Raw genomic sequence first — 22,222 nt, forward strand, 5'->3', positions numbered from 1 at the left:
TTATATCACTTCATTTGAAAATAAAAGACTGCTTTTTAATAGTTTAAAAAAATAGTATAAACTATAAATATAGTAGTCTTTAATTAATGTATAATTATTAAAATCAATTGTTATGAGCATTAAAGCAAGGGTAATAGCAATATATCTGCCTCAGTTTCATCCAATAGCTGAAAACGATGAATGGTGGGGTAAGGGATTTACAGAATGGACAAATGTAGGCAAAGCAAAACCTTTGTTTAAAGGACATTATCAACCTAGAGTACCAGCAGATTTAGGCTATTATGACTTGCGGCTTCCAGAAGTTCGCAGTGCCCAAGCCGAATTAGCAAAATATGCAGGAATAGAAGGTTTTATGTATTGGCATTACTGGTTTGGCGAAGGCCGAAGGCTTATAGAGCGGCCATTTACAGAAGTTGTTGAAAGTGGATCGCCAGACTTCCCATTTTGCTTAGGGTGGGCAAACGAATCATGGGAAAATAAGTTGTGGAATGCGAATGATACCAAACACAATAAATTATTAATAGAGCAAAAATATTTAGGCGAGGAAGACAACAAAAAACATTTTTTTCATTTATTAAGCGCTTTTCAAGATAAAAGATATATACGTGTAAATAATCGTCCTTTTTTCCTCATATATAAACCCGAGAAATTTAAAGACGTAGGTCTTTTTATAAAGCAGTGGAATAATTTAGCTAAACAAAATGGGTTAGCTGACGGCTTTTATTTTGTTGCCCATATAGGCAATTTTGCTGATTATCATAAGTTTATAGAGGCAGGTTTTAATGCAGTGGAAGTTTATCCTCTAGGTAGGATACCTGCATATTTAAAGAAAACTAGGTCTTTTTTTAGTAAAGCGATTTATAAAATTGACCAATATGGAAAAAGCTTTACCAAGAGAAAAAAATTAAACATAGTACCTTATGAAAAAGCTATAGAAATACTGCTTAACAAGGAAGAAGACTCGCAAGAAAATGTTATTCCTACAATAATGCCTAATTGGGATCATAGCCCTAGAAGTGGGAACAATGCTTGGATTTTACATAACTCTACTCCCGACTTATTTAAAAAACATGTAAACGACGCACTTGATTGCGTGAAAAATAAACCAGACGAAAACAAAATAATATTGTTGAAATCTTGGAATGAGTGGGCCGAGGGCAACTACATGGAGCCAGATATTGTTTTTGGAAAACAATACATAGAGGCATTGAAAAAAACATTAGAGTTTGGCGATTAGTACTTTCATAAAGTTGATAGTTTAAGCTAAAGATAATTTTAATATTAGCCTTTCTTGTATTTATATATGCAAAAAGCCTAAAAAATATGCTATAAAGTTTTTTGCCAGCATTATCATATTGAAATAGTTACTATTTTATACTTGTATTAAAATCTATCTCATTTTAGCTTAGGAGCTTGAGCAAGTGTAAGATTTTAAAATCTAATTTTTTATAGCTAATAGTTTACTTATTGATATATAGTAACGTTTAATTTTAATAATGAAATTTATGCCACTTAAAATCCTTTACGACCATCAAATTTTCACTATACAAAAAATTGGTGGGATATCAAGGTATTTTTATGAAATAATGAACAATTTGCCAAGCAACATTTCTTTTCAGTGTTCAGGTATTTTTTCAAATAATATTTACATAAGGGACATAAAAAAAAACAGAGCAAACCCACTTCTTCCCAATTACGATTTTAAAGGAAAAAGCACTTTGATGAATTTGCCTAATACTTTAAGCTCTTTAGCAAGCCTTAGAAAAGGTGAATATGATATATTCCATCCAACGTATTACAATCCTTATTTTTTAAAAAAAAATAAAAAGCCATTTGTACTTACCATTCATGATATGGTACATGAAAAATTCCCTAGTATTATGGCAAAGGAGGATAAAACTAGCTTCAATAAAAAACTATTGGTTTATAAAGCTAAGCATATAATAGCAGTATCCGAAAATACAAAAATAGATATTTTAAAGGCTTATGATAAGCTAAGCCCCGATAAAGTTTCTGTTGTTTATCATGCTAACTCATTAGTAAATCCTGGGCGCCAAATAGACAGTGGTTTTAAAAACTATATTCTTTTTACTGGAGGGAGGGGAGGATATAAAAATTTCAATACTTTTATACATGCTGCAGCTCCATTGGCACTAAAATACAATATAAGCATAGTATGTACGGGGATGCCTTTTTCTCCTAAAGAATTGATTTTATTTGGCCAATTACACATTGCAGGCAAGGTCTTTCATAAATTTGCTTCTGAGGAGGAGTTGTTTTTTTTATATAAAAATGCCATAGCATTTATTTTCCCTTCTTTATACGAAGGGTTTGGGATACCAATCCTAGAAGCTTTTTGTGCAGAATGCCCTGTTGCACTCAGCAATACAAGTTGTTTCCCTGAAATAGCAGGTGATTGTGCATTTTATTTTGACCCACTTAGTATAGAAGATATGCGTAGTGTTATAGAAAAATTGATAATTAATCCAAGTTTAAGAAGCAATTTTACAAGTAAAGGCACCGAAAGATTGAAATTATTTAATTGGAAAAAATCTTCTGAAGAAACAGCAATAATATATAGCAGTATTTAATTTAAAATTGGAATTGCTATACTTACAAAAAGTATAGGTTTTACTTTATTTCTTTACACATATTTATGGACCAAATTGAAGCAATAAATTATACTGAAATCAATAATCCCAAAAAAATATCTTGGTTTTCAATTGGTTTATATTTTCCTATTATGCTTTCTACTTTTGCATTCTCGTTCTATATTGAGAATAAAATGTTTGCTTTTAGGTTAATTTCTGTAATAGGAGCGATTTTATTTTATGTAAATATTTTAGCGAACTTCAAAAAAAAATATTTATACAACCGTGCTGATATACTCCTTAAATTTTATATATTAATACTTGCTTTTTTAATTTGCACTTCCATAAAATTTAATTTAAAAGATTTAGTAAGCCTTTTTATATATCCTTTTTCATCATTAGCTTTTACCATTGCAATTGTTGCCTTGAATCAACGAAAAGATGCATTTACTCAATTGATGTTAATTGTTAGGCTTGTTAATAACCTATATTTAGTATTGTTTCTTATTGACTATTTGGTTACTACTGGTCAACCTTTTGTAACGCTAAGATTTTCATATTTTATATTATTTGAGTTTATTTTTTTTCCAGAATTAAGTTCTAGTAGAAAACTATATATAACCTTTCTTTATATTTTTCTGATGGTTATGGCCAAAGTGTTTGACGAACGAACTATGGTAATACGATGCTTTGCCATGGGGGGACTTTTGATTATTTTTTATAACTTCCAGTTTTTTCGAGTTAAATTTTTTAAATTTCTTGCCGTAATAGCTGTAATTGCAATTTGCATTGGGATAGCTTTTTATTTTAATGAGATATTTGGTTTTGTAACGAATTTTATTTCTAGTAAAACAGTTGATACATCCGATACCCGATCATTTTTACTTGTTGAATTTTTTCAAGATTTTAAAAATAAAGATTGGATTGCAGGGAGAGGCTATCTTGGTACATATTATAGTCAGTTTTTTCAGGACTATAAGGGGGATGGTGGAGATTCTTCAACTAGGTTCACAATTGAGATTGGGTTGTTTGATATACTTTTAAAAGGAGGATTATTAATGCTTATTCCTTTTGTTATTATTTATTTAAAAGCACTTTGGCGAGGGTTTGTAAATTCTTCATTCAACACTATTTATTTTAGGCTTAGCTTATATTTAATGGTTGAATTTATGCTGCTAGCAATAGAAAATTTTCCAGGCTTCACAGTAAATTATATGTTGATGTGGTGTGCAATTGGTATTATATTAAATAAGAAAAATATAGACGGAAACTTAAATAAAACGAACTCATAAATAATGAAAATTACTATAGTAACGCCTTCCTACAATCAAGGTGAATATTTGGAACAAACCATATTGTCTGTATTAAACCAAGGATATGATACCTTGGAATATATAGTTATTGACGGTGGCTCAACCGATAATAGTGTAGAAATAATTAGAAAATACGCTGATAGATTAGCTTATTGGGTGTCTGAAAAAGATAAAGGGCAAACAGAAGCAATAAATAAAGGCTTTAAAAAAGCAACTGGTGATGTAGTTGGTTGGGTAAACAGCGATGATATTCTCATGCCAGGCTGCCTTCAAAAGATAAATGATGTATTTACCAATAAAAACCCCGACGTTATCTTTGGCTGGACAATAAGGATTGACAAGGATAATAAAATTTTATTCAATCATTTTTTGCCTAAGCAAAGCCTTTGGCTTGGGCGAAGGGGGGTTTATTTTTTTGGGCAGCCTTCTTGGTTTTGGAAAAGGGAAATGTTCGATTACCTTGGATATCTTGATGAAACATGCCATGCTTGCATGGATGTGGAATATATTATGAGGCAAATTATGGCAATGCCTAAAATAGTGCATGTGCCTGAAATATTGAGTGGCTATAGATGGCACGAAATGACCAAAACTGCACAAAATGGAAGCATTTGGACTGATGACATGATACGGCTCGGAAAAAAATACAAAATATTAAGTTATAATAACCCAAAAACTTATGCTAAAGCAATATATGGATTAATTAAAGTGTTTAATGGAAATTATTTGCGACAATATTTATTTACCAAAAAATGGGGTGGAAAGCCATTGATGGAGTATATTAACAATAAAAAATAGTTTTTTTATAGTTAATATAAAATCCTTACCTAATTCACCCCTCTATAAAATATAATGATTAAAATTTTAGTTGTTGGGCAAACACCACCTCCTTATGGGGGTCAGGCTTTGATGATAGACTACATGCTAAAAGCGGGGTTTGAGCATGTAGAATTTTATCATGTACGAATGTGTTTTTCCCGCGAGATGAATGAACGAGGCAAAATGTCGATTTATAAAATTACTCATTTAATTGACATTATTCGCAAGTCTATATACTTAAGGTTTAAACATAATATTGGGATACTTTATTACCCCCCAAGCAACTCGCCAACTGTAAGTGTTTTTCGCGACCTTATTTTTTTAGCATTTACAAGGCCTTTTTTCAAAAAAACAATTTTCCATTTTCATGCAGCTGGTATTAGCGAGTATATACCTACCATGCAACCATTGCTACAAAAAGTTGCTCGTGGCATCTTAAACAAACCAGACCTCGGCATTACTAGTTCTTTGTATAATCCACATGACGGCTTTTTTTTAAAAGCCAAAAAAGAAGTTGTTATCCCCTTGGGTGTGCCTGATATACTAACTGCCAAAGAGCTGGCATTAAAAAAAACATGGAATGGCACCTTACATATTTTATTTGTTGGATTATTAAATGCTACTAAAGGTGAAGGGTACTTGTTAGATGCAGTTTACAAACTGTCTCAAAAAGGCTATAACATAAAATTAAGCTTGGCTGGCAAATTTGAAACCGAAGCCTATAAAGATATTTTTTTTAACCAGGTTAAAACATATAAGCTCGAAGAAAAAGTAGATTATCTTGGCGTAGTAACCGGCGATGCAAAACAAAAAGCCTTTTTAGAGGCTGATTTGTTTTGCTTTCCCAGTTTTTTTGTATCGGAGTCCTTTGGTATAGTTTTGTTAGAAGCAATGTTATTTAATTTGCCAATAATTGCTACTAGGTGGCGTGGTATTCAAAGTATTGTAGAAGATGGAAAAAATGGGTTTCTAGTAGATATTAAAAATTCAAACCAGTTAGCAGACAAAATAGAAGTATTTTTAAAAAAACCTGAACTTATTGATATAATGGGGCAAGCTTCTCGAGCTCTATACTTAGATAAATACACTTTATTATCATACATACAAAATCTTGAAAAAGCATTTCTAAAAATTTAAATACATGATTATACTAGTTACGGGTGGTTCTGGATTTATCGGTACCAATTTGATTGACGAACTTTTACAGCATCATTATGAAGTAGTTAATTTCGATAAAGCCCCCCCTTTAAAAAAGGCACACTCAAAATATTGGGTACAAGGCGATATAATGAACCTAGCAGGGATGCAAGCTGTATTTGAAAAATATAAGCCCACTGTTGTTATTCACCTAGCTGCACGTACAGACACCTTAAGTGATAAAATAGAAGATTATAAAGAAAATTCTCTTGGCACGCTAAATGTACTCAATGTTATTAAAACCATACCTTCTATCGAGCGTTCTATCATCACCTCTACCCAATATGTTTACAAATCATTAACCAAGCCATTTCCCGATGCTGATGATGAGTATATGCCACATACCATATATGGGCATAGTAAAGTAAAAACAGAGCAATATACACGGGAAAGCAATATTCAAGGTGTATGGACTATTATAAGACCAGCAAATATTTGGGGTCCTTGGCATATGAGGTACCCTAAAGAGCTTTGGAGAATGATTGATAAAGGATTTTATATGCATCCAGGAAAAAAGCCTGTAATTAGAACGTATGGCTATGTTAAAAATATAGTGCATCAAATTATCGGCATTATGGTTGCAGCTCCAGAACAAGTAAACAAAAGAACCTTTTGCGTAGGCGACAACCCTATTGATTCTTATATATGGCTAAACACAATATCTAACCAGTTAAAGGGAAAGAATGTAAATCACTTGCCAATTAGTTTTTTTAAGCTCCTTTCTTTTTCAGGAGATATCTTAAGAAAAGTTGGCATACCTTTTCCATTGTATGCAGAACGGTTTCATAATATGATAGAAGATTATTATGCCCCAACAAATATTACAGTTTCCCAATTTGGTGTTGCCAATCCTAACTTGGAAGAAAATGTTGCCGAAACCATAAGTTGGATTAAAGGCGAAGGCAATGTCTTTTTTGAGTATTGGAAAGCCAAGTAATTAGTTTATGGGAGTTTTTGTTTTTGATATCAATTAATAAATAGATATTCTCAATATGAATAAGTTTATTTCTGCTTTTATCTTGTGTATAGCAATGTATGCCTCACCGGCACAAACTTTAAAACAAATCTATATATCTACTACTGGAAAAGATGTTTGGGATGGTTCGTTCCAAAAGCCATTCTATTCTATTGAGGCAGGGCAGCGGCTAGTAAACAATTGTATTGCAACTTGTAAATACGATTCTATAAAAATTATTTTTAGGGCAGGTACCTATCAATTAACTAACACTTTGCTAATAAATAATAATAGTAATTGCAAAAAGCCGGTACCGCTGTTATATACTAATTATAATAATGAAAAAGTAATTATTAGCGGAGGGAGGCAGCTGGAAAGCAAATGGATAAAAGACAATTCCAATAGTCAGGACAATGGTGTTTGGAAATTAGTATTACCCGATTCATTGGCCAATACTTGGATTTTAAACTCTCTTTACTGCAACAATAAGCTTTTAATGCCTGCAATATCAGATACCTTATTTACAGTTGGCCCTTTGTCGCAATTTGCTCATAGCAGTGGAGTATATGATTTTGCTGGTATAAAACGATTGATGAAAGACTCAATTGCTGCATTTAGCGGATTTATTTTTGAAGACACTGATGTAAATAAAATGCAGGGTTTAATAAATGCTAAGCTTATTATGTACAATAGCTGGGAAACAAGTTGGCATAGTATGTTTGATGCTGATATTAAAAATAGGGTTATGAACCTTGCGTCTCCAGGCTTATACCCTATTGGATTTTTTGCAAAAAAAAATAGGTATCAAATTGTAAATGCAAGGCAATTTTTTACAAAAAAGAACCAATGGTATTTCGATAGTAACCAAAAAACACTTTACTACAGGGGGGATGCTACTACTAACCCTAATAGCATGAAATTTATTGTACCATTTCTTAAAACAATTGTGTTTATTAATGGCAGTGAATTGAACCATGCTAAAAATGTAAGTTTTAGAAATATAAAATTTTCGCACGCAGCATCTATATGGGGTGTGCATGAGGCAGAGCCTGTGTCGAAATATGTTTATGTAGCTGATTTAAAAAAGATACATTCTAGCGAAGGTTTTTCCACTGCCCAAGCCTCAATATCTTGTGGACAGAGTGTAATGGTGCAAAATGCTGATTCCTGTACATTTGATAATTGTAAGTTTACTGCATCAGAAAACTATGGGATTCATATTGGCGAGAATACGAGCCATAATATTATATCTAATTGTGGTTTTGTTGGCCTAGGGGGCGGCGGCGTAATTGTTGGTTTTGATAATCTTGCAAACCAAATAAAATTTACGAATAATAGTAAAGACACAGCAATTAAAATGGGGTATGGAACAAGATTTACTTTAAAGAATTGCCCATCATATAATATTGTTACTAATTGTATTATTTTTAACTGTGGCTTGGTCCATCTTGGTACTCCGGGTATCTGTTTGATGCATAGTAATAATACTTTAATAACTCAAAATTATATTGCTAATTTGCCTTACTCGGGCATATCAAGTGGATGGTGGTTGAACCCAGATAAAAATAGCGATGCAAACAATGTTATTTCTTATAACAATATTTCTAACGTAATGTGCAAGTTAGCTGATGGAGGGGGGATTTACACCTTAAACAGCCAACCTTCCACAGTTTATAAGGACAATTATATTCATGATATTTCTAGGTCAAAAACAGCCACAGGTTCTAGGAATAATGGGTTTTTCTTTGATGTAAATTCAGCAGGGTTTTCGGTTGAAAATAATGTAGTTACAGGTATCCTAAATGAAGACTATAGGTTTAATGCTACAGATTCCACTAAAATAATATTCAATCATAATTTTTTTGAAAAGCAACGACCAACAGACAACAATTCGGGTCTTTTAGATAATATAAAAAGCAGTTTGCCTTATTTTAATTTTACGAAGGAAAGTGTAGAGAAGATGGTTTCTGTATATTAGTAAAAACAACCTGTCATTTTTAATACCATAATAGATGCTTATGAGCTTAACTCAAAAAAAATCATATAATATATTCCAAGACTGGCCTGCTAACAAATCTAATATCAAGGCAAGGTTGATACTTATTGCATTTAGGTTGGCACACATCGCTACTATAAACAGGGTTTTATTTATCATTTTGATCCCTTATTTAATTATGTACAGGGTGCTGGTAGAATGGTTTTTAGGAACCGAGCTGCCCTACAAAACTATAGTTGGTAAAGGGCTTGCCATACACCACGGCCAAGCTACAGTAATAAATGATGGTACAATAATAGGTGATAATTGCATTATTCGGCATTGTACTACCATGGGCAGCAAAATGCTCAAAGACGGCACTTATTCAAAAAGCCCTGTAATTGGAAACAATGTAGATATTGGCTCTAATGTTTGTATTATTGGCCCTATTTACATTGGCGATTTTGTAAAAATAGGAGCTGGTTCTGTTGTTATCAAAGATGTGCCTGCTGGATCCGTTGTTGTGGGCAACCCAGGCAAGATAATTGGGTAACTAATTATTTTATTGATTATTGTGGTCGCTGGATTAATGTATTTAAGTCTTTTTACATTTTTTAAAAATCATGCATTGAAAAAAGATTTCCTATCTATTAAACTTACTTTGGGTAGTTACGGCAATTTCGTAAGCGAGATAGTAAATTTAGCAAAAGCTAAAACATCTGCTTATGTATGCGTGGCCAATGTGCACATGCTGGTAGAAGCTTTTCAAAATAAAGTATTTGGAAATATTGTTTGCAATGCAGACATTACAACCCCAGACGGTATGCCATTGGTGGTGGCTTTAAAATGGTTATATGGCATAAAACAGGATAGGGTAGCCGGCATGGATTTGTTGCCTTCTTTGCTTGAAGAAGCTGAGAATCAGCAACTGCCTATTTTTTTTTATGGCGGCACAGATGAGATGATTGCAAGCACAGCTATTTATATCAGCAAGCATTATCCGGCATTGTCCAATATAGGGTATTATTCCCCACCCTTTAGGCCATTGACAATAGAGGAAGAACAAGCAGTGATAAGCAAGATAAACCATTCGGGCGCAGGTATGGTTTTTGTAATTCTAGGTTGCCCTAAGCAAGAAAAATGGATGGCCTCCATGAGGGGCAAGATAAATGCTGTAATGGTAGGTATAGGAGGGGCTTTGCCTGTGATGATTGGCCTCCAAAAAAGAGCCCCAGAGTGGATGCAGCGCAATAGCCTTGAATGGTTATACCGCCTTTCACAAGAACCAAAAAGGCTCTTTAAGCGATATTTTGTAACCAATTCTGTTTTTATATTCCTAGTATTAAAAGAAAAGCTAAGGTTGTTTTTTATAAAGAAACAATAATGAATTCTATTTATGTAGGGGCATATCCAATAGGTACCTTATATAAATAAGCCTTTTTAATAATGCTGCTCCACATCCACTTGTATATTATTCAAGGCATCAGCAGCCGTTTGGCTTGCTTGTGTCATTAATATCACAGAATAGATTTTTGTTGATGCAAAAACCACATTAGACACTGTTTTTAATGTAGCCCCTGTGCTAGAATTTGATAAGGTAATAGTATAAGTGCCTGCGGTAATCGTTTTAAAAACAGTATAAGTATCAAAGCTGAGATGATCGAGGAAGTTCCTGTAAGTATAGTCTAACGACAGGTTGCCTGGGCTGGAAAAATGCACATTTATATAGCTGAAATAAGCCTGGGTTCTAAAATCTAACACACGTACTTTTGTGTTGCCTGCCGTAGGGGTGCTAAGGTCGTCTGCAACTACCGATACTTTCCAGTCATACCCTACACGGTAAATGAAGCAGGAGTATGACGAACCTGCCAACAAATTTACATTTACATTTACAACTGTGTTGCCCCCAAAAATCACTTGTATATTATTGCTGCCAATAACTCCTTTTAGGTAGGCCGTAGGGTAGTACCTAGCTAATGCCCCGGTGCTTGCCGTGTTTATTAGCACCGTGTCGTTCCCATAATCCATCACATTAAAAAATCTAATAGACGGTGCAACCGTGCTTCCTGTGGTGGGCGTGGTGGGGGTAGCAATACCGCTTGTATCTACCTGTTTGGTACATGAAATAAGGATGGATGCAACGAATATGAAGTAAAATAAATGTTTCATAAAAAAGGTTTAAAAGCTAAAAGCAATTAATGGTAATCATTAAATTATTTAGCGGGTACGGTTAATGTACGCAAAATGCTTGCCGTGCAGCCTGCGCTCGATGTCGAAACAAGTTTTACGGTATAGGTAGTAGCCACGGCATTTTGTGTATAGGTCTTGGTTATAGATGGAGTAGTGGCAGTAGAGCCATCCCCAAAATCCCATGCGTTTGATGTAATAGTGCCGTTGCCCACGGAAGAATTGCTTTGGAAAGTAAAGCTGTTTACCGTGTTGCCAAAAGCCTGTATATCCATCGAAGCCACTGGGCTAACGTTTTGCCCAAAAGCAGTAACAGATTGCGAAACAGAATACAAAGAAACACCGCTGCTAGAAACAATATTCATTGCTACAGTGTATATTTTGCTAGTAGTATATGTTTTTTGTACTGGGTTGCCGGTAGCCGTGGCCCCGTCTCCAAATGTCCAGTTATATACTGCTCCAGCGGGCACATTGATTGCTGCGCTTGTAAATGTGAATTTTTCTGTGCTAGGCGAGCATGGGCTTGTTGCGGTGCTGGAAAAACTACCACTAATAGCTGTATTGGCAGTACCTGCTGGCACATTTACACTTGTGGTTTTGCTACCTGTGCAGCCTGCATCGCTTGTTACCTTGAGGGTTACAGAAAAATCTTGCGATGCAGTAGTTTGGTTGTAAGCATGGGTAACATAGCTATTGTTTGTGGCATTGCTAGAACCATCCCCAAAATCCCAGAAAAAAGTAGTTATTGTGCCAGATGCTACTTTTGAACTGCTGCCATTAAAAGCATAATTGTTACCTATGTTGCCTGGGTTTAATAACTGTGCCGTAAATGCTGCAATAGGCGATCCAGCAGACCCAACAACGGTAATAGCCTTTGAATAGCTTTTTATTGATTTGCCAGCAGTGTCTATTTTTACTAAAACGGTATATGTTCCCGCAGTTTTATAAGTATTGGAAACCGTGGACGGGCCTGTTGTAACAAATTGCCCATCGCCAAAGTACCACTCATAAGTAGCGTTGGATGGGATGTTTATGCCCGAGAGTGTAAAAGAAGCAACGGAATTGGTAGCTGCGCAAGGGGTAAGGTTTGTATAAGCAATAGCAAGTGAATCTATACTGCCACCTCCTGTAGTGGTGCCGCCACCTGTACCTGTTCCACCTCCAGTGCTTGAAGTGTCGCCAGTCGGGCTAGGTGGGGTATAAGTAGGCTTTGTGGGGTCGCTAGTGGCAGTTCCCGTTCCAGTAGGGGTAAGGTCTGCTTCCCGGCTACATGAAGCCATGAAAAATAGTATAAGAACTATGGGTAAAATCTGTTTGTAAAGTGCCATGCAGAAAAAAAGTTACGTAAAAATAATTACTCTTTGTTACAATATACAATCTTTATTTACAAGTAACATAAATTTCTTATACAATGTGATTAAATTTATTTTTGGCAGTTAGTTATTAAGAATTTGGTTGCTAACTAGGAAGCTGTTTAGGCGTTTGTTTTTTGCAATAGGAATACCTTTTTAGCAGAACTATAGATTTGTAATTTTGAAACGCTCATGGGGGTGTGGCAATAAAATTATATGGAACACAGGGTTTGCCACCTATCTTGCACTATATGGGCAATCAGGAAATACAGGAAAAAGTAAAAGTTACCTTTTTCTCTACGCAGGTTTACGACAAGCAATTTTTTACTGCTTGCAACCAAGGCTTTGGTTTTGAGTTGGAATATTATGATACCCACCTAGGCCCACACATTGCAGGCATTGTGCAACAATCGCAGGCCGTTTGTGTGTTTGTAAATGATAAGCTAGATGCTAGGGTTGTGAAAACACTCGCTCGCAATGGCGTAAAAATAATTGCCTTGCGATGTGCAGGTTTCAATAATGTGGACTTGGCTGCGTGCAAGGAATTGGGCATAAAGGTTTGCCGTGTGCCTGCCTACTCCCCAGAGGCAGTGGCAGAACATGCAGTCGCCATGATAATGACCTTAAACCGGAAAACCCACAAAGCCTACAACCGTGTGCGGGAGCAGAATTTCTCGTTAAATGGGTTGTTGGGGTTCGATTTGCATGGCAAAACTATTGGCGTGCTGGGAACAGGCAATATTGGGCAGGCTTTCTGCAAAATTATGCTAGGGTTTGGCTGTAAAGTGATGGCTTTTGATTTAATTGCCGACAAACGCCTAGAAGCAATAGGCGTAACATATCACCCTTTAACAGACATATTTTCGCAGGCGGATGTTATTTCATTGCACTGCCCTTTAAACGAGCAAACCAAACATATCATCAATGCAGACAGCATCCAAATGATGAAAAAAGGGGTTATGCTTATCAACACCAGCAGAGGTGGGCTGCTAGATACAGCAGCAGCTATACAAGGTTTAAAATCTGCCCAGATTGGCTACCTTGGCATAGATGTGTATGAACAGGAAGAAAAATTGTTTTTTAAAGATTTGTCTGGGGATATAATACAGGACGACCAGATACAGCGTTTAATGAGTTTCCCCAATGTGTTAGTAACAGCACATCAAGCTTTTTTTACCGCCGAGGCTTTGCAGCAAATAGCATTCACCACGCTTTCCAACATTGCTGCCCTTGCAAATGGGCAGCCTGTTGTAAACAAGGCAGCCATATTGGTGTAGATGAGGTTGCTGTTAGAACTGCTATAAATTAATCGCTTGATGTTTTAGGTTGCTTGTTCCTTTAATTTGCAGGAATAGCAAATCGAGGGTGCAATCCAAAGACTTGCACTCTATGACACTAGGATTAACTTGGACTAGCGGTTTCCTTCTACTTATTAAGTTTTGGCAACCCTGTTTTTGCTAAAATTTCATTTGCCCTTTTTAGCTTTTCTGGGAACAAATTTTTACCCCTAAATTTTTCAAGTTTTTTGTCAATTACAATATTTGGCACTTTTGAAGTGTTTAAATTACTAACATACAATCTTACTCAATCACTCGCATAATTCCAAAAAATGACGGGCGGTTTGTATGCTTTCCTGATACGAAATAGGCTTTGTTATATAGTAGCGAGCCCCCAATTGCATACATTTTTCTTTCTCTAGCGGATTGATAGAGGTAGAGTAAATCACAACGGGAATGTGCTTAAACCGTTCGTCGGCCATAATCAGTGTTAATGTTTGCGTGCCGTTCAGCAAAGGCATATTCAAATCCAATACAATTAGTTGGGGTATTTTATTTAAAAGGTAATTTTTGTTTAATATATCTAATACATCCGCTCCATTCTTGGCAAATAAAATAATGTTTCCTGCATCAAAAGATTCTAATGCCTCTTTTATAATCATCCTGTCTTCAAGATCATCGTCTGCCAAAAGGATTTTCCAATTCATACTCATTAATAATATAAGGGAATTAAATGGAGGTAGGGAATGAAATACAAAAAATGGCTCCTTCCCCTTCTGCTGCTGTTGCCCAAATGCGGCCTTTGTGCAATTCTATAATTTTACGGCAAATAGCAAGCCCCAATCCTGTTCCTTTATAAATTTCCCTGCTATGCAATCGTTGAAACAGCGTAAATATTTGTAATGCATATTTTTCATTAAAGCCTATTCCATTATCTTTAAAAGTAATAACCAAAAAACCTTCTTCCATTTTTGAGGAAATGTCAACTTGGGGGGCAATCCCTGTTTTGGAATATTTCAAGGAATTACTAATAATGTTTTCAAATACTTGCCTAATCATTTCCTCGTCGCCACTTATAGTGGGCAAAGGCCTTATATTAATGATGGCATTTTTCTCGTTTACCAATATTTCCAAATCCTGCAAAGCCGTTGAAGCCACTTCATTCAAATCAACCTGTTTAAAGTTTACTTCTGCTTTATTTATTTGTGAAAAGGAAAGTAGGTCATGGATAAGGCTACGCATTCTTTTGGCGGAGGAGTTCATCGTATTTAAAACGCCAATCCCCTTTTCGTCAATTGTTTTATAAGTACTGAGCAAGTAATCTGTATAATATAATAATTTACGCGCAGGTTCTTGCAAGTCGTGCGATGCAATGAAGGCAAACTGTTGCAATTCCAAATTACTGCGGTTCAGTTCCCCGATAATATTTTCAAGTGCCTGCTGGTTTTCATTCAGTTTATTTTGTGTTTGTTTCAGTTCAATGTTATCTTTTAAAGTATCCTCGTATATTTTTTGGGTATTAATATCTACAATATAACCAATCCAGTTGATTATTTCATTCTTGTCGTTTTTAAGGGGGGATAAGGATATTTGATGCCAAAGGTATTCTTCGCCATCTTTATTTTTAATGCGGGCTTGTATTTTAGAGGCGGCGGCATTTTTCTTTCCATTGTTCTTCAATAATGCTGTAAACGCCTCGTATTCTTCTTCATGTACAATTGTTTTCCATTCGTTGTTGTTCAACTGTTCAGTTGTTTTGCCTGTCAATTCCTGCAACCATTCATTGGCATACAAAAGCTGCCCTGCATTATCCATGGAAAATATAATCAGCGGCAAAGAATTGGTAAGCGTTTTAAACTGTGTTTCACTTTTTTGCACTTTATCGGCCAAATCCTGTAGCAGTTCATTCTTCTGCTTCAGTTCCTCGTAAGGTGATATGGGCGGTTCGTTCCTGAATAGGCTTCTCCATTCATCCAGCTTATGGATGTCAATTTTAAAAGGTGGAGAAATATAATAGTAGAGTTCAATGGTGGTTTGGTTGCCCTTGGTAGAAATATTGTATTTGTTTACTAATTTTTTGGCGTGTGCTAAGCCATCAAACGATTTTGGCTCATTGCTTTTCCCATTTTTCAAACAAGCTACAATATACTTTTCATGCTGATCGCTTTCTACGCATAGCGAAAGCAACCCGCTTTTTTTTCCATCAATAATATTCCTCGACACTTCCGACACGGCAGTTGCAAAAGTGGTTTGAGCAGAAAGGGATAGCCCTGCAATTTCTGCAAGTTTCATGGTGCGCTTATGCGCCATGATTAAATCCATCTCATTTTCAAGGGTCACTTTTGCTATTTCGTGCATTTTATAAATTTATTTTACAGGCCATTACAGCAGTATCGTCTGTGTTGCGGGCAAAATCTTTCACTAGGCAGGCGGTTAACACAGAAAGGTCATAACGGGAAATAGCAGGGTGTTTTGATAAGTCCCATCGCGATTTGATGCCATCGCTGCACATAATAATGGTTTGCCCTTTTTCATAAGCAACTTCTTGTGTGTTGAGGGCATTGGGTAAATTTAACCCAATAATACCATTGTAAGAAAGGTAATTTTTTGAACTTTGGCTATTGATAATTTTAATAGAAATGTTGCCAACGCCACAGATGGCCCATTTTCTTTCGGTAATATCAAAAACGGCTATGGTGCCTACTAGCCCTCTTGTTTTTTTTACATTCAAATGTATATCCCTGATAATTGGCACGGGTTCTATTTCGGTAGATTTCAGGAATATTTCCCCTGCTTTTTCAATTGCTAGCTCGGCCTCTGGCCCATGGCCTAACCCATCGCCTAAAAAAAGTTTGAGGTGGGTATTGGAAAGGGTATAATAAAATCCATCGCCACAGGCATTGTCATTATGCAAAGACAATATAAGGTTTCTAATATCTATTTTTGGAGGCTTGATATATAGGGCAGGTTCTTCATTAAAAACCCTGATTAAAGTAATGGTACCCCAGTCTTTTTGGGAATATACCTGAAAAACATCAGATAATCTTTTCATGGCGCCCATGCCGTGCCCAAGCGTATTTTTTGTAGAAATGCCATCCTCCAAAACAAGGCTTAGGTTTGCAATGCCATGCCCATTATCTATGCCTATAATCTCAATTCCTTGTATATTGTTTTCTTCTATTAGTTTTACCAGTATGTTGCCCCCGCCCCCGTGCTTCACCAAATTGCTAGCTAGTTCAGACACTATAATGTCTATTTCCCCTACTTTCCGGGTAGAAAAATTACCAGTTACCGCTAGTGCATGGATTTCTTTTTTGAGGATAGCAAAATAGCTTCTATCATCGGCCTTAAAATATGAATGAAACCTTCTGACCATTTTTGAGTTGATTATTCAAACTATATATACATTACTAATCAAGTTGTCACTTTTATTTGTAGCCACGAATGCACTAATGGCACTAATGTTTTTATTCGTGCTTATTCGTGCATTCGTGGCAAATTACCTAGATGTCCTATGTGGTGAGTAGGAACTATTTATTTTAGGCAATCCTATCCATTTTTCCATTTTAAAATGGTAACAGTTGTTCCTTCACCTACAATGCTTTTTATGTCAAATTCACTTACAAGCCTTTTAGCTCCCGGCAACCCAATCCCCAAACTTTTGCCAGTGGAAAATCCGTCTTTCATAGCCATTGCAATATCTTTTATGCCAGGCCCCTCATCTTTAAATATTAGGCGGATGCCCGTGTTTCGATTTTCGCTTACCACTTCTATAGTTGCTTTTCCACCGCCGCCATATTTTAGCATGTTACGTGCTAGTTCACTTGCGGCTGTAATCAGCTTTGTTTGGTTTACCAGGCTCATACCAATTTTTACTGCATATTCTTTTACACGGTTGCGGTAAGGCACCACATCCTGCTCTTTTTCAATTTGAATTGCATCTTTATTCAGTATTAGCTTCATCGTCCAATAGTTCTTTATCGTATGAGCCCACTTTTTTCTTAAGTAATTCCATCCCTTTTTCTATGTTCAATGCCGTGCTTACGCCTTTTAATTCCAAGCCTAATTCAATTAACGTAATGGCGACCGCCGGTTGCATCCCAACTACCACGGTTTCGGCATCCATTATCTTAGACATACTCCCGATATTCCCCAGAATGCGCCCCATGAACGAATCTACAATTGAAAGCGCCGAAATATCAATCAATACACCCTTCGCTTGTGTTTTATATACCATTTGCACTAGGTCTGCTTCCAAATTTGTTGCCAAACGATCATAAAGGTCTATTTGGATAGTTACCAGCAGCAAATTGCCCATTTTTAAAATAGGGATACGGTCCATAACTTATAGTATATTTTTTTATTTGAGCGATTTTTTCACTTCTAATTGTAACAATCCGAAAGCATATTTTAAAGCACTCGCAAGCGTGGCTTTGGTAACAATATTAGACAAATCGATGCCTAAATGCACAACTGTCTGTGCAATTTCTGGGCGTATGCCGCTGATGATACATTCAGCACCCATCAACCTCGTTGCGGCCACTGTTTTAATCAAGTGTTGCGCTACTAAAGAATCTACAGCAGGTACCCCAGAAATATCCAAAATGGCAATGGTGCTTCCACTTTGTACAATTTCCTCCAACAAATTTTCCATTACAACTTGTGTCCGGGAACTATCCAAAGTCCCAATGATAGGCAATGCCAATATGCCATCCCAAAGGCGGATTACTGGCGTTGAAATATCTGTAATTTCACTCGTTTGACGAATAATTACTTCCTCACGGCCTTTAATGAAAGTTTCAAAGGTGGTTACACCTAAGTTGTCCATCAACTTGTTTATTTTTAAGCTAGCTTCGTACAAAGCAGTGGGGTCGCTTTTTAATTCATCCTGCAAAACTTTCTGAAAAGCGTCTTTTAGGCTAAAAACATAAATGCCTGTTTCCCTTGGTGAAAAACCTTGCCTTGCCCTTGATATAGAAATGCCTGACAATAATTCGTTTACGGTTTCAAAATCGGAAGCATTTTCTTCCGTCATGTTCGTATCTGTAATAGCCTTTAGCAAAGCATCAAGCAATTCGCTAGACTGTTCCCTTAAATCTTCATTGCTCATCAAATCTTCCCGGAGCGTTTCGTTGGCCAATTGCCTTGTCATCCAATCTTCCAAGATTTGCTTCCGCTTTTTTTGAAGTAATTTCGATATACTATTGTTCATCTGCTGCTTTTTAGGCAACCAAAGTACCTTTAAATTATTAGTTATTTGAAATTAATATTTTTTTTTTAATTTTAAAATTACGGCTTCATAAAAACACTACTTTTATTATTAGCTTCGTCCGCTAGCTGGGCAAAACGAAAACCTTTGCACATTTTTTATAATATCCATTTTATTGGGGTTTTTATTAAAATAGTTTCAGTTTTGCCAATTTTCGATTTTTTTTGCTCATTTGTCGTTTTTGAAAAATCGCTTTCACTCATTTAAAACATTGATTATCAACAATATCGGAAAAAAATTATGCGTGTTTTGTGCGTATTTTGTGCGTACTTTTTGAGTGATTTGTGCGTGATTTATGAGTGATTTGTGAGAAAAACTGAGTGATTTTATGCCCATAAAACAAAACCCTATTTTGGCAATACAACTATTTTAATATTAGTAAAAAAAGAACTACGATTTAGCTTGGGTTGTTTTGCCCCCATTCTTTAATCTAAATATTGAACGAAGGTAAACTAAATATATTAGCATTTTGAAAAAAACAAATTTTAAGTAAATACATTCCTATCATATTGATAATTCAGCAAATAAGGTTTTACTTTTACAAATAATGATAATAATTGCGGAGTTCAGCTTAAACCAATTCAAAAATGGAAAATAAAATAAAAGTTGTTGAATTGTTTGCAGGGGTTGGGGGGTTTAGAATAGGGCTTGAAGGATGGGGAAACAAATCTGCTTCATCGGGCTTTAAGGAGCAAATAGAACCGCAATACGAAATTGTTTGGAGTAACCAATGGGAACCATCCACTAAAACCCAATATGCCTCTTTGGTTTACGAGCATCGCTTTGGTAAAGAAAACCATTGCAACCAAGATATTTCAACTGTTGAAGTAGAGGATATTCCAGACCACGATTTATTAGTGGGCGGGTTTCCTTGTCAAGACTATTCAGTTGCAACATCCCTAAAAAACTCAAAAGGGCTAATCGGGAAGAAAGGTGTTTTATGGTGGTCGATACACAAACTCATTTCAGAGAAATAGAATAAAAATGAACATTAAAACATTAATAGAAAACAATATAGAAAAAATAATCCCAGAGCTTTTTGATTGGGCAGAAACTTTTGATTGGGAATTGGATGAAGACGGCGAAAAAACACTTGAGCCTTATTATAAAGTTTTCAGTTTAGCTGAAAGATTAGAAAATGGTCAATGTAATGGTGACGATTATAAAAACATACTCTTTCACATTGAACAAATCAATTACAACGAAATAATAATTAGGCTATAAGTTAATTTGAAATTGAATCCTCTTGTTCCTAATTCGTTGCTCTAATTCTTGAATAGTTAGTAAAGCAAAAGAAGAACCTTTTTCATTCAAGCTAACAAAACAAAATCGAAATTTACTACCTAAAATAGCACCAAAATTAAATTCATTTTCAGTTGCACCAAAAAAGAAGCCTTTAGGATTTTCAGGTAAATATTTTTTTGTAGTTTTTAGTTCAACTAGAATGATGTCTTCAAGATAAGTTTGTAAAAAATGAGTATTTATAATTTTACCAACCATTTCTGGAATATAAATTAAATCGAAGGCTTGCAAAAAGCTATGTTTAATCTGCAATAAATCTAACAATTCTTTCTTGGTTGCCAAATCAATTTTGAAAAACCCAGTATAATTTTCAATTAGGTAATTAACCCCTTCTTTTTCGGTGACATTGTTAGATAATGTCAAAATAAACGAATGTTTTCGTGACATTAATCTTCTGTTTTAATTTCGTATTTTTTAAAAGAATGTGTTGGATTTATGGAGCTAAAATCCAAAAGTTCTGAAATATTGATTTCAAATACTTTAGCAAATACAGCCATGTTAGTGAGAGAAATATTTCTTTCACCTCTTTCAATCATCCCAATATAAGTTCTGTGAAAACCAGTTGCAAAAGATAGTTTTTCTTGACTTAAATTTTTATCAATCCGTAATTGCTTAATTCTTAAACCAAATTCCTTAATAAGTTCTGCATTTAGCATAATGCAAACCTATACTCATTGTATGTTTTGATCAACCGACAATGTGTATCATTACAAAACAAGGAGTACCGTTCTAAAGAACGTTTGGTACTCAATATCATCAACTATCTTGAAGTAGTAAACCAAGAATTTGAAACCAGTTCTTTTTGGAAAAAGAATGCCAACATCCTTTTGATATTTTACCTGCACCAAGCTGGTTACGATATACTTGATTTTGTTATCAAGTTAGTTGATGAATGGAATTTCCCAAACACAGATTTGGAAATCATCAAAAAGGATTGGCATCTGATTAAACAAAAAATTGCAGATGGAAAGGCACACGAACTTTCAGAAGGAGATACATTTTATTTAGGGGCTTGCACAAAAGGTGCAAATGCAAACACCACACGAAAACAACCGTTTTGTGATATTCCTGCAAAACAAAGAGCCTATTCTTTGAAACAAGGTTATGTAAACCATATCATTGCTACGATAGCAAACGAGGAAACAATAGGGATTTATGGCAAACTTATCCCATCGGTTGCCGTTGCCAAAAAGCAAACCATTGAGGAAATTGTAATTTCCAAGTTCGAGCCATATTACAACAATAGCATCCAGCAAATACTTGATAAAATAGGTGCTGAAATAAACACCAAGGCAAAAAGTTTTTACGCCAACTTAACCAAGGCAATATTGGGCATTGAGTTAGACAAACAAATTGAAGAATTTGAAAAGGCAGAAATCTTTGTAAAAACGGTTAGGCTAAAAGAAAACAACTTGCCAAAAGAAGACATGTCGTTTCCTGCTTTCAAATTTGAGGAAATTGTACACCAAGAATGGGACGATTCGGATTTTAAAGATATTTTGGAACACAAATTTTTGTTTGTATTCTTTCAATTTGAAAATGAAGCACTTGTTTTGCGGAAAGTAAAATTTTGGAACATGCCTTATTCAGACATTCAAGAAACTGAAAAGGTATGGGCAAAAACTAAAGAAATTATTGGAAATGGAACCATTGTAAAAGCAATAAAGAACAATATCCGCTACACCAATTTCCCCAATAAAAAATTCAATACTGTTTCACACGTTAGGCCACATGCCAAAGATGCGGCAGACACTTACCCTTTGCCCACAACAGACAGGCTAACACAGGCAAATGAATATACAAAACAATGCTTTTGGCTTAACAACACTTATGTTAGGGATGAGATATACTTGAAATAAGCATGTTAAAAGTAGTAGGTTTTACCGCTTAAAAGCGGTTTTTTCCCTTTGTTGGTCTTCGCTCCATGAAGATAAAAGTAAAGATTTGAAATGCACCTCTTGCTACATATTACCTACTTCTTACGC

23 protein-coding genes are annotated in these 22,222 nt (G+C 35.4%); 13 read left to right on the forward strand and 10 right to left on the reverse strand.

What is annotated here, in order from left to right; genetic code table 11:
* The first annotated feature begins 112 nt into the window (after positions 1 to 112).
* The 9 genes from ACHFIY_RS04340 to ACHFIY_RS04380 all read left to right on the forward strand — a co-directional run bounded on the left by ACHFIY_RS04340 (position 113) and on the right by ACHFIY_RS04380 (position 10,234).
* Positions 113 to 1,237 (forward strand): glycosyltransferase WbsX family protein, encoded by a 1,125-nt coding sequence (locus ACHFIY_RS04340; RefSeq protein WP_410844840.1) that lies wholly within the window; start codon positions 113 to 115, stop codon positions 1,235 to 1,237.
* A gap of 268 nt (positions 1,238 to 1,505) precedes the next feature.
* The gene (locus ACHFIY_RS04345; RefSeq protein WP_410844841.1) at positions 1,506 to 2,591 is read left to right on the forward strand and encodes a glycosyltransferase family 4 protein; all 1,086 of its coding nucleotides are present in this window, start codon (positions 1,506 to 1,508) and stop codon (positions 2,589 to 2,591) included.
* A gap of 65 nt (positions 2,592 to 2,656) precedes the next feature.
* Positions 2,657 to 3,883 (forward strand): hypothetical protein, encoded by a 1,227-nt coding sequence (locus tag ACHFIY_RS04350; RefSeq protein WP_410844842.1) that lies wholly within the window; start codon positions 2,657 to 2,659, stop codon positions 3,881 to 3,883.
* A gap of 3 nt (positions 3,884 to 3,886) precedes the next feature.
* Positions 3,887 to 4,702: a glycosyltransferase family 2 protein gene (locus ACHFIY_RS04355; RefSeq protein WP_410844843.1), complete on the forward strand. Its 816-nt coding sequence runs from the start codon at positions 3,887 to 3,889 to the stop codon at positions 4,700 to 4,702.
* A 54-nt stretch (positions 4,703 to 4,756) separates the two neighbouring features.
* Positions 4,757 to 5,860: a glycosyltransferase family 4 protein gene (locus ACHFIY_RS04360; RefSeq protein ID WP_410844844.1), complete on the forward strand. Its 1,104-nt coding sequence runs from the start codon at positions 4,757 to 4,759 to the stop codon at positions 5,858 to 5,860.
* A 4-nt stretch (positions 5,861 to 5,864) separates the two neighbouring features.
* Positions 5,865 to 6,857 (forward strand): NAD-dependent epimerase/dehydratase family protein, encoded by a 993-nt coding sequence (locus ACHFIY_RS04365; protein WP_410844845.1) that lies wholly within the window; start codon positions 5,865 to 5,867, stop codon positions 6,855 to 6,857.
* 55 nt (positions 6,858 to 6,912) lie between these two features.
* Complete coding sequence (locus ACHFIY_RS04370; protein ID WP_410844846.1) at positions 6,913 to 8,853, forward strand: right-handed parallel beta-helix repeat-containing protein; 1,941 nt, start codon at positions 6,913 to 6,915, stop codon at positions 8,851 to 8,853.
* Positions 8,854 to 8,893: 40 nt separating this feature from the next.
* Positions 8,894 to 9,403 (forward strand): serine O-acetyltransferase, encoded by a 510-nt coding sequence (locus ACHFIY_RS04375; protein WP_410844847.1) that lies wholly within the window; start codon positions 8,894 to 8,896, stop codon positions 9,401 to 9,403.
* Positions 9,404 to 9,478: 75 nt separating this feature from the next.
* Positions 9,479 to 10,234 carry a WecB/TagA/CpsF family glycosyltransferase gene (locus ACHFIY_RS04380; protein WP_410844848.1) on the forward strand — a complete coding sequence of 252 codons (756 nt, stop codon included), beginning with the start codon at positions 9,479 to 9,481 and terminating at the stop codon, positions 10,232 to 10,234.
* 56 nt (positions 10,235 to 10,290) lie between these two features.
* Here ACHFIY_RS04380 and ACHFIY_RS04385 read toward each other — a convergent pair whose 3' ends face one another.
* Positions 10,291 to 11,019 (reverse strand): hypothetical protein, encoded by a 729-nt coding sequence (locus tag ACHFIY_RS04385; protein WP_410844849.1) that lies wholly within the window; start codon positions 11,017 to 11,019, stop codon positions 10,291 to 10,293.
* A gap of 44 nt (positions 11,020 to 11,063) precedes the next feature.
* Positions 11,064 to 12,317 carry a PKD domain-containing protein gene (locus tag ACHFIY_RS04390; protein WP_410844850.1) on the reverse strand — a complete coding sequence of 418 codons (1,254 nt, stop codon included), beginning with the start codon at positions 12,315 to 12,317 and terminating at the stop codon, positions 11,064 to 11,066.
* 323 nt (positions 12,318 to 12,640) lie between these two features.
* On the opposite strand from ACHFIY_RS04390, the gene ACHFIY_RS04395 reads away from it, so the two are divergent.
* On the forward strand, positions 12,641 to 13,666 hold the full coding sequence (locus ACHFIY_RS04395; RefSeq protein WP_410844851.1) for a 2-hydroxyacid dehydrogenase: 1,026 nt from the start codon (positions 12,641 to 12,643) through the stop codon (positions 13,664 to 13,666).
* A 311-nt stretch (positions 13,667 to 13,977) separates the two neighbouring features.
* Here ACHFIY_RS04395 and ACHFIY_RS04400 read toward each other — a convergent pair whose 3' ends face one another.
* The 6 genes from ACHFIY_RS04400 to ACHFIY_RS04425 form a co-directional block, all read right to left on the reverse strand.
* Positions 13,978 to 14,373, reverse strand: a complete 396-nt coding sequence (locus tag ACHFIY_RS04400; protein ID WP_410844852.1) for a response regulator — start codon at positions 14,371 to 14,373, stop codon at positions 13,978 to 13,980.
* A gap of 22 nt (positions 14,374 to 14,395) precedes the next feature.
* On the reverse strand, positions 14,396 to 16,024 hold the full coding sequence (locus ACHFIY_RS04405) for a sensor histidine kinase (RefSeq protein ID WP_410844853.1): 1,629 nt from the start codon (positions 16,022 to 16,024) through the stop codon (positions 14,396 to 14,398).
* 1 nt (position 16,025) lies between these two features.
* The gene (locus ACHFIY_RS04410; RefSeq protein ID WP_410844854.1) at positions 16,026 to 17,042 is read right to left on the reverse strand and encodes a SpoIIE family protein phosphatase; all 1,017 of its coding nucleotides are present in this window, start codon (positions 17,040 to 17,042) and stop codon (positions 16,026 to 16,028) included.
* 173 nt (positions 17,043 to 17,215) lie between these two features.
* On the reverse strand, positions 17,216 to 17,629 hold the full coding sequence (locus ACHFIY_RS04415) for an anti-sigma regulatory factor (protein ID WP_410844855.1): 414 nt from the start codon (positions 17,627 to 17,629) through the stop codon (positions 17,216 to 17,218).
* Complete coding sequence (locus ACHFIY_RS04420) at positions 17,610 to 18,008, reverse strand: STAS domain-containing protein (protein WP_410844856.1); 399 nt, start codon at positions 18,006 to 18,008, stop codon at positions 17,610 to 17,612. Before ACHFIY_RS04420 ends, ACHFIY_RS04415 begins: the two co-directional genes overlap by 20 nt.
* Positions 18,009 to 18,026: 18 nt before the next feature.
* Complete coding sequence (locus ACHFIY_RS04425; RefSeq protein ID WP_410844857.1) at positions 18,027 to 18,878, reverse strand: STAS domain-containing protein; 852 nt, start codon at positions 18,876 to 18,878, stop codon at positions 18,027 to 18,029.
* A gap of 644 nt (positions 18,879 to 19,522) precedes the next feature.
* Between ACHFIY_RS04425 and ACHFIY_RS04430 the strand changes: the two genes are divergently transcribed.
* On the forward strand, positions 19,523 to 19,912 hold the full coding sequence (locus tag ACHFIY_RS04430) for a DNA cytosine methyltransferase (RefSeq protein ID WP_410844858.1): 390 nt from the start codon (positions 19,523 to 19,525) through the stop codon (positions 19,910 to 19,912).
* 7 nt (positions 19,913 to 19,919) lie between these two features.
* Positions 19,920 to 20,159: a hypothetical protein gene (locus ACHFIY_RS04435; RefSeq protein ID WP_410844859.1), complete on the forward strand. Its 240-nt coding sequence runs from the start codon at positions 19,920 to 19,922 to the stop codon at positions 20,157 to 20,159.
* Here ACHFIY_RS04435 and ACHFIY_RS04440 read toward each other — a convergent pair.
* The gene (locus ACHFIY_RS04440; protein ID WP_410844860.1) at positions 20,154 to 20,624 is read right to left on the reverse strand and encodes a hypothetical protein; all 471 of its coding nucleotides are present in this window, start codon (positions 20,622 to 20,624) and stop codon (positions 20,154 to 20,156) included. The two genes, ACHFIY_RS04435 and ACHFIY_RS04440, sit on opposite strands and share 6 nt — an antisense overlap.
* Positions 20,624 to 20,893 carry a helix-turn-helix domain-containing protein gene (locus ACHFIY_RS04445; RefSeq protein WP_410844861.1) on the reverse strand — a complete coding sequence of 90 codons (270 nt, stop codon included), beginning with the start codon at positions 20,891 to 20,893 and terminating at the stop codon, positions 20,624 to 20,626. The genes ACHFIY_RS04440 and ACHFIY_RS04445 overlap by 1 nt, the downstream gene beginning before the upstream one ends.
* Positions 20,894 to 20,911: 18 nt before the next feature.
* On the opposite strand from ACHFIY_RS04445, the gene ACHFIY_RS04450 reads away from it, so the two are divergent.
* The gene (locus ACHFIY_RS04450) at positions 20,912 to 22,096 is read left to right on the forward strand and encodes a Sau3AI family type II restriction endonuclease (RefSeq protein ID WP_410844862.1); all 1,185 of its coding nucleotides are present in this window, start codon (positions 20,912 to 20,914) and stop codon (positions 22,094 to 22,096) included.
* Positions 22,097 to 22,222 lie beyond the last annotated feature (126 nt).

The sequence above is a fragment of the Parasediminibacterium schistidii genome (genome assembly GCF_046546515.1).
GTDB lineage: Bacteria > Bacteroidota > Bacteroidia > Chitinophagales > Chitinophagaceae > Parasediminibacterium.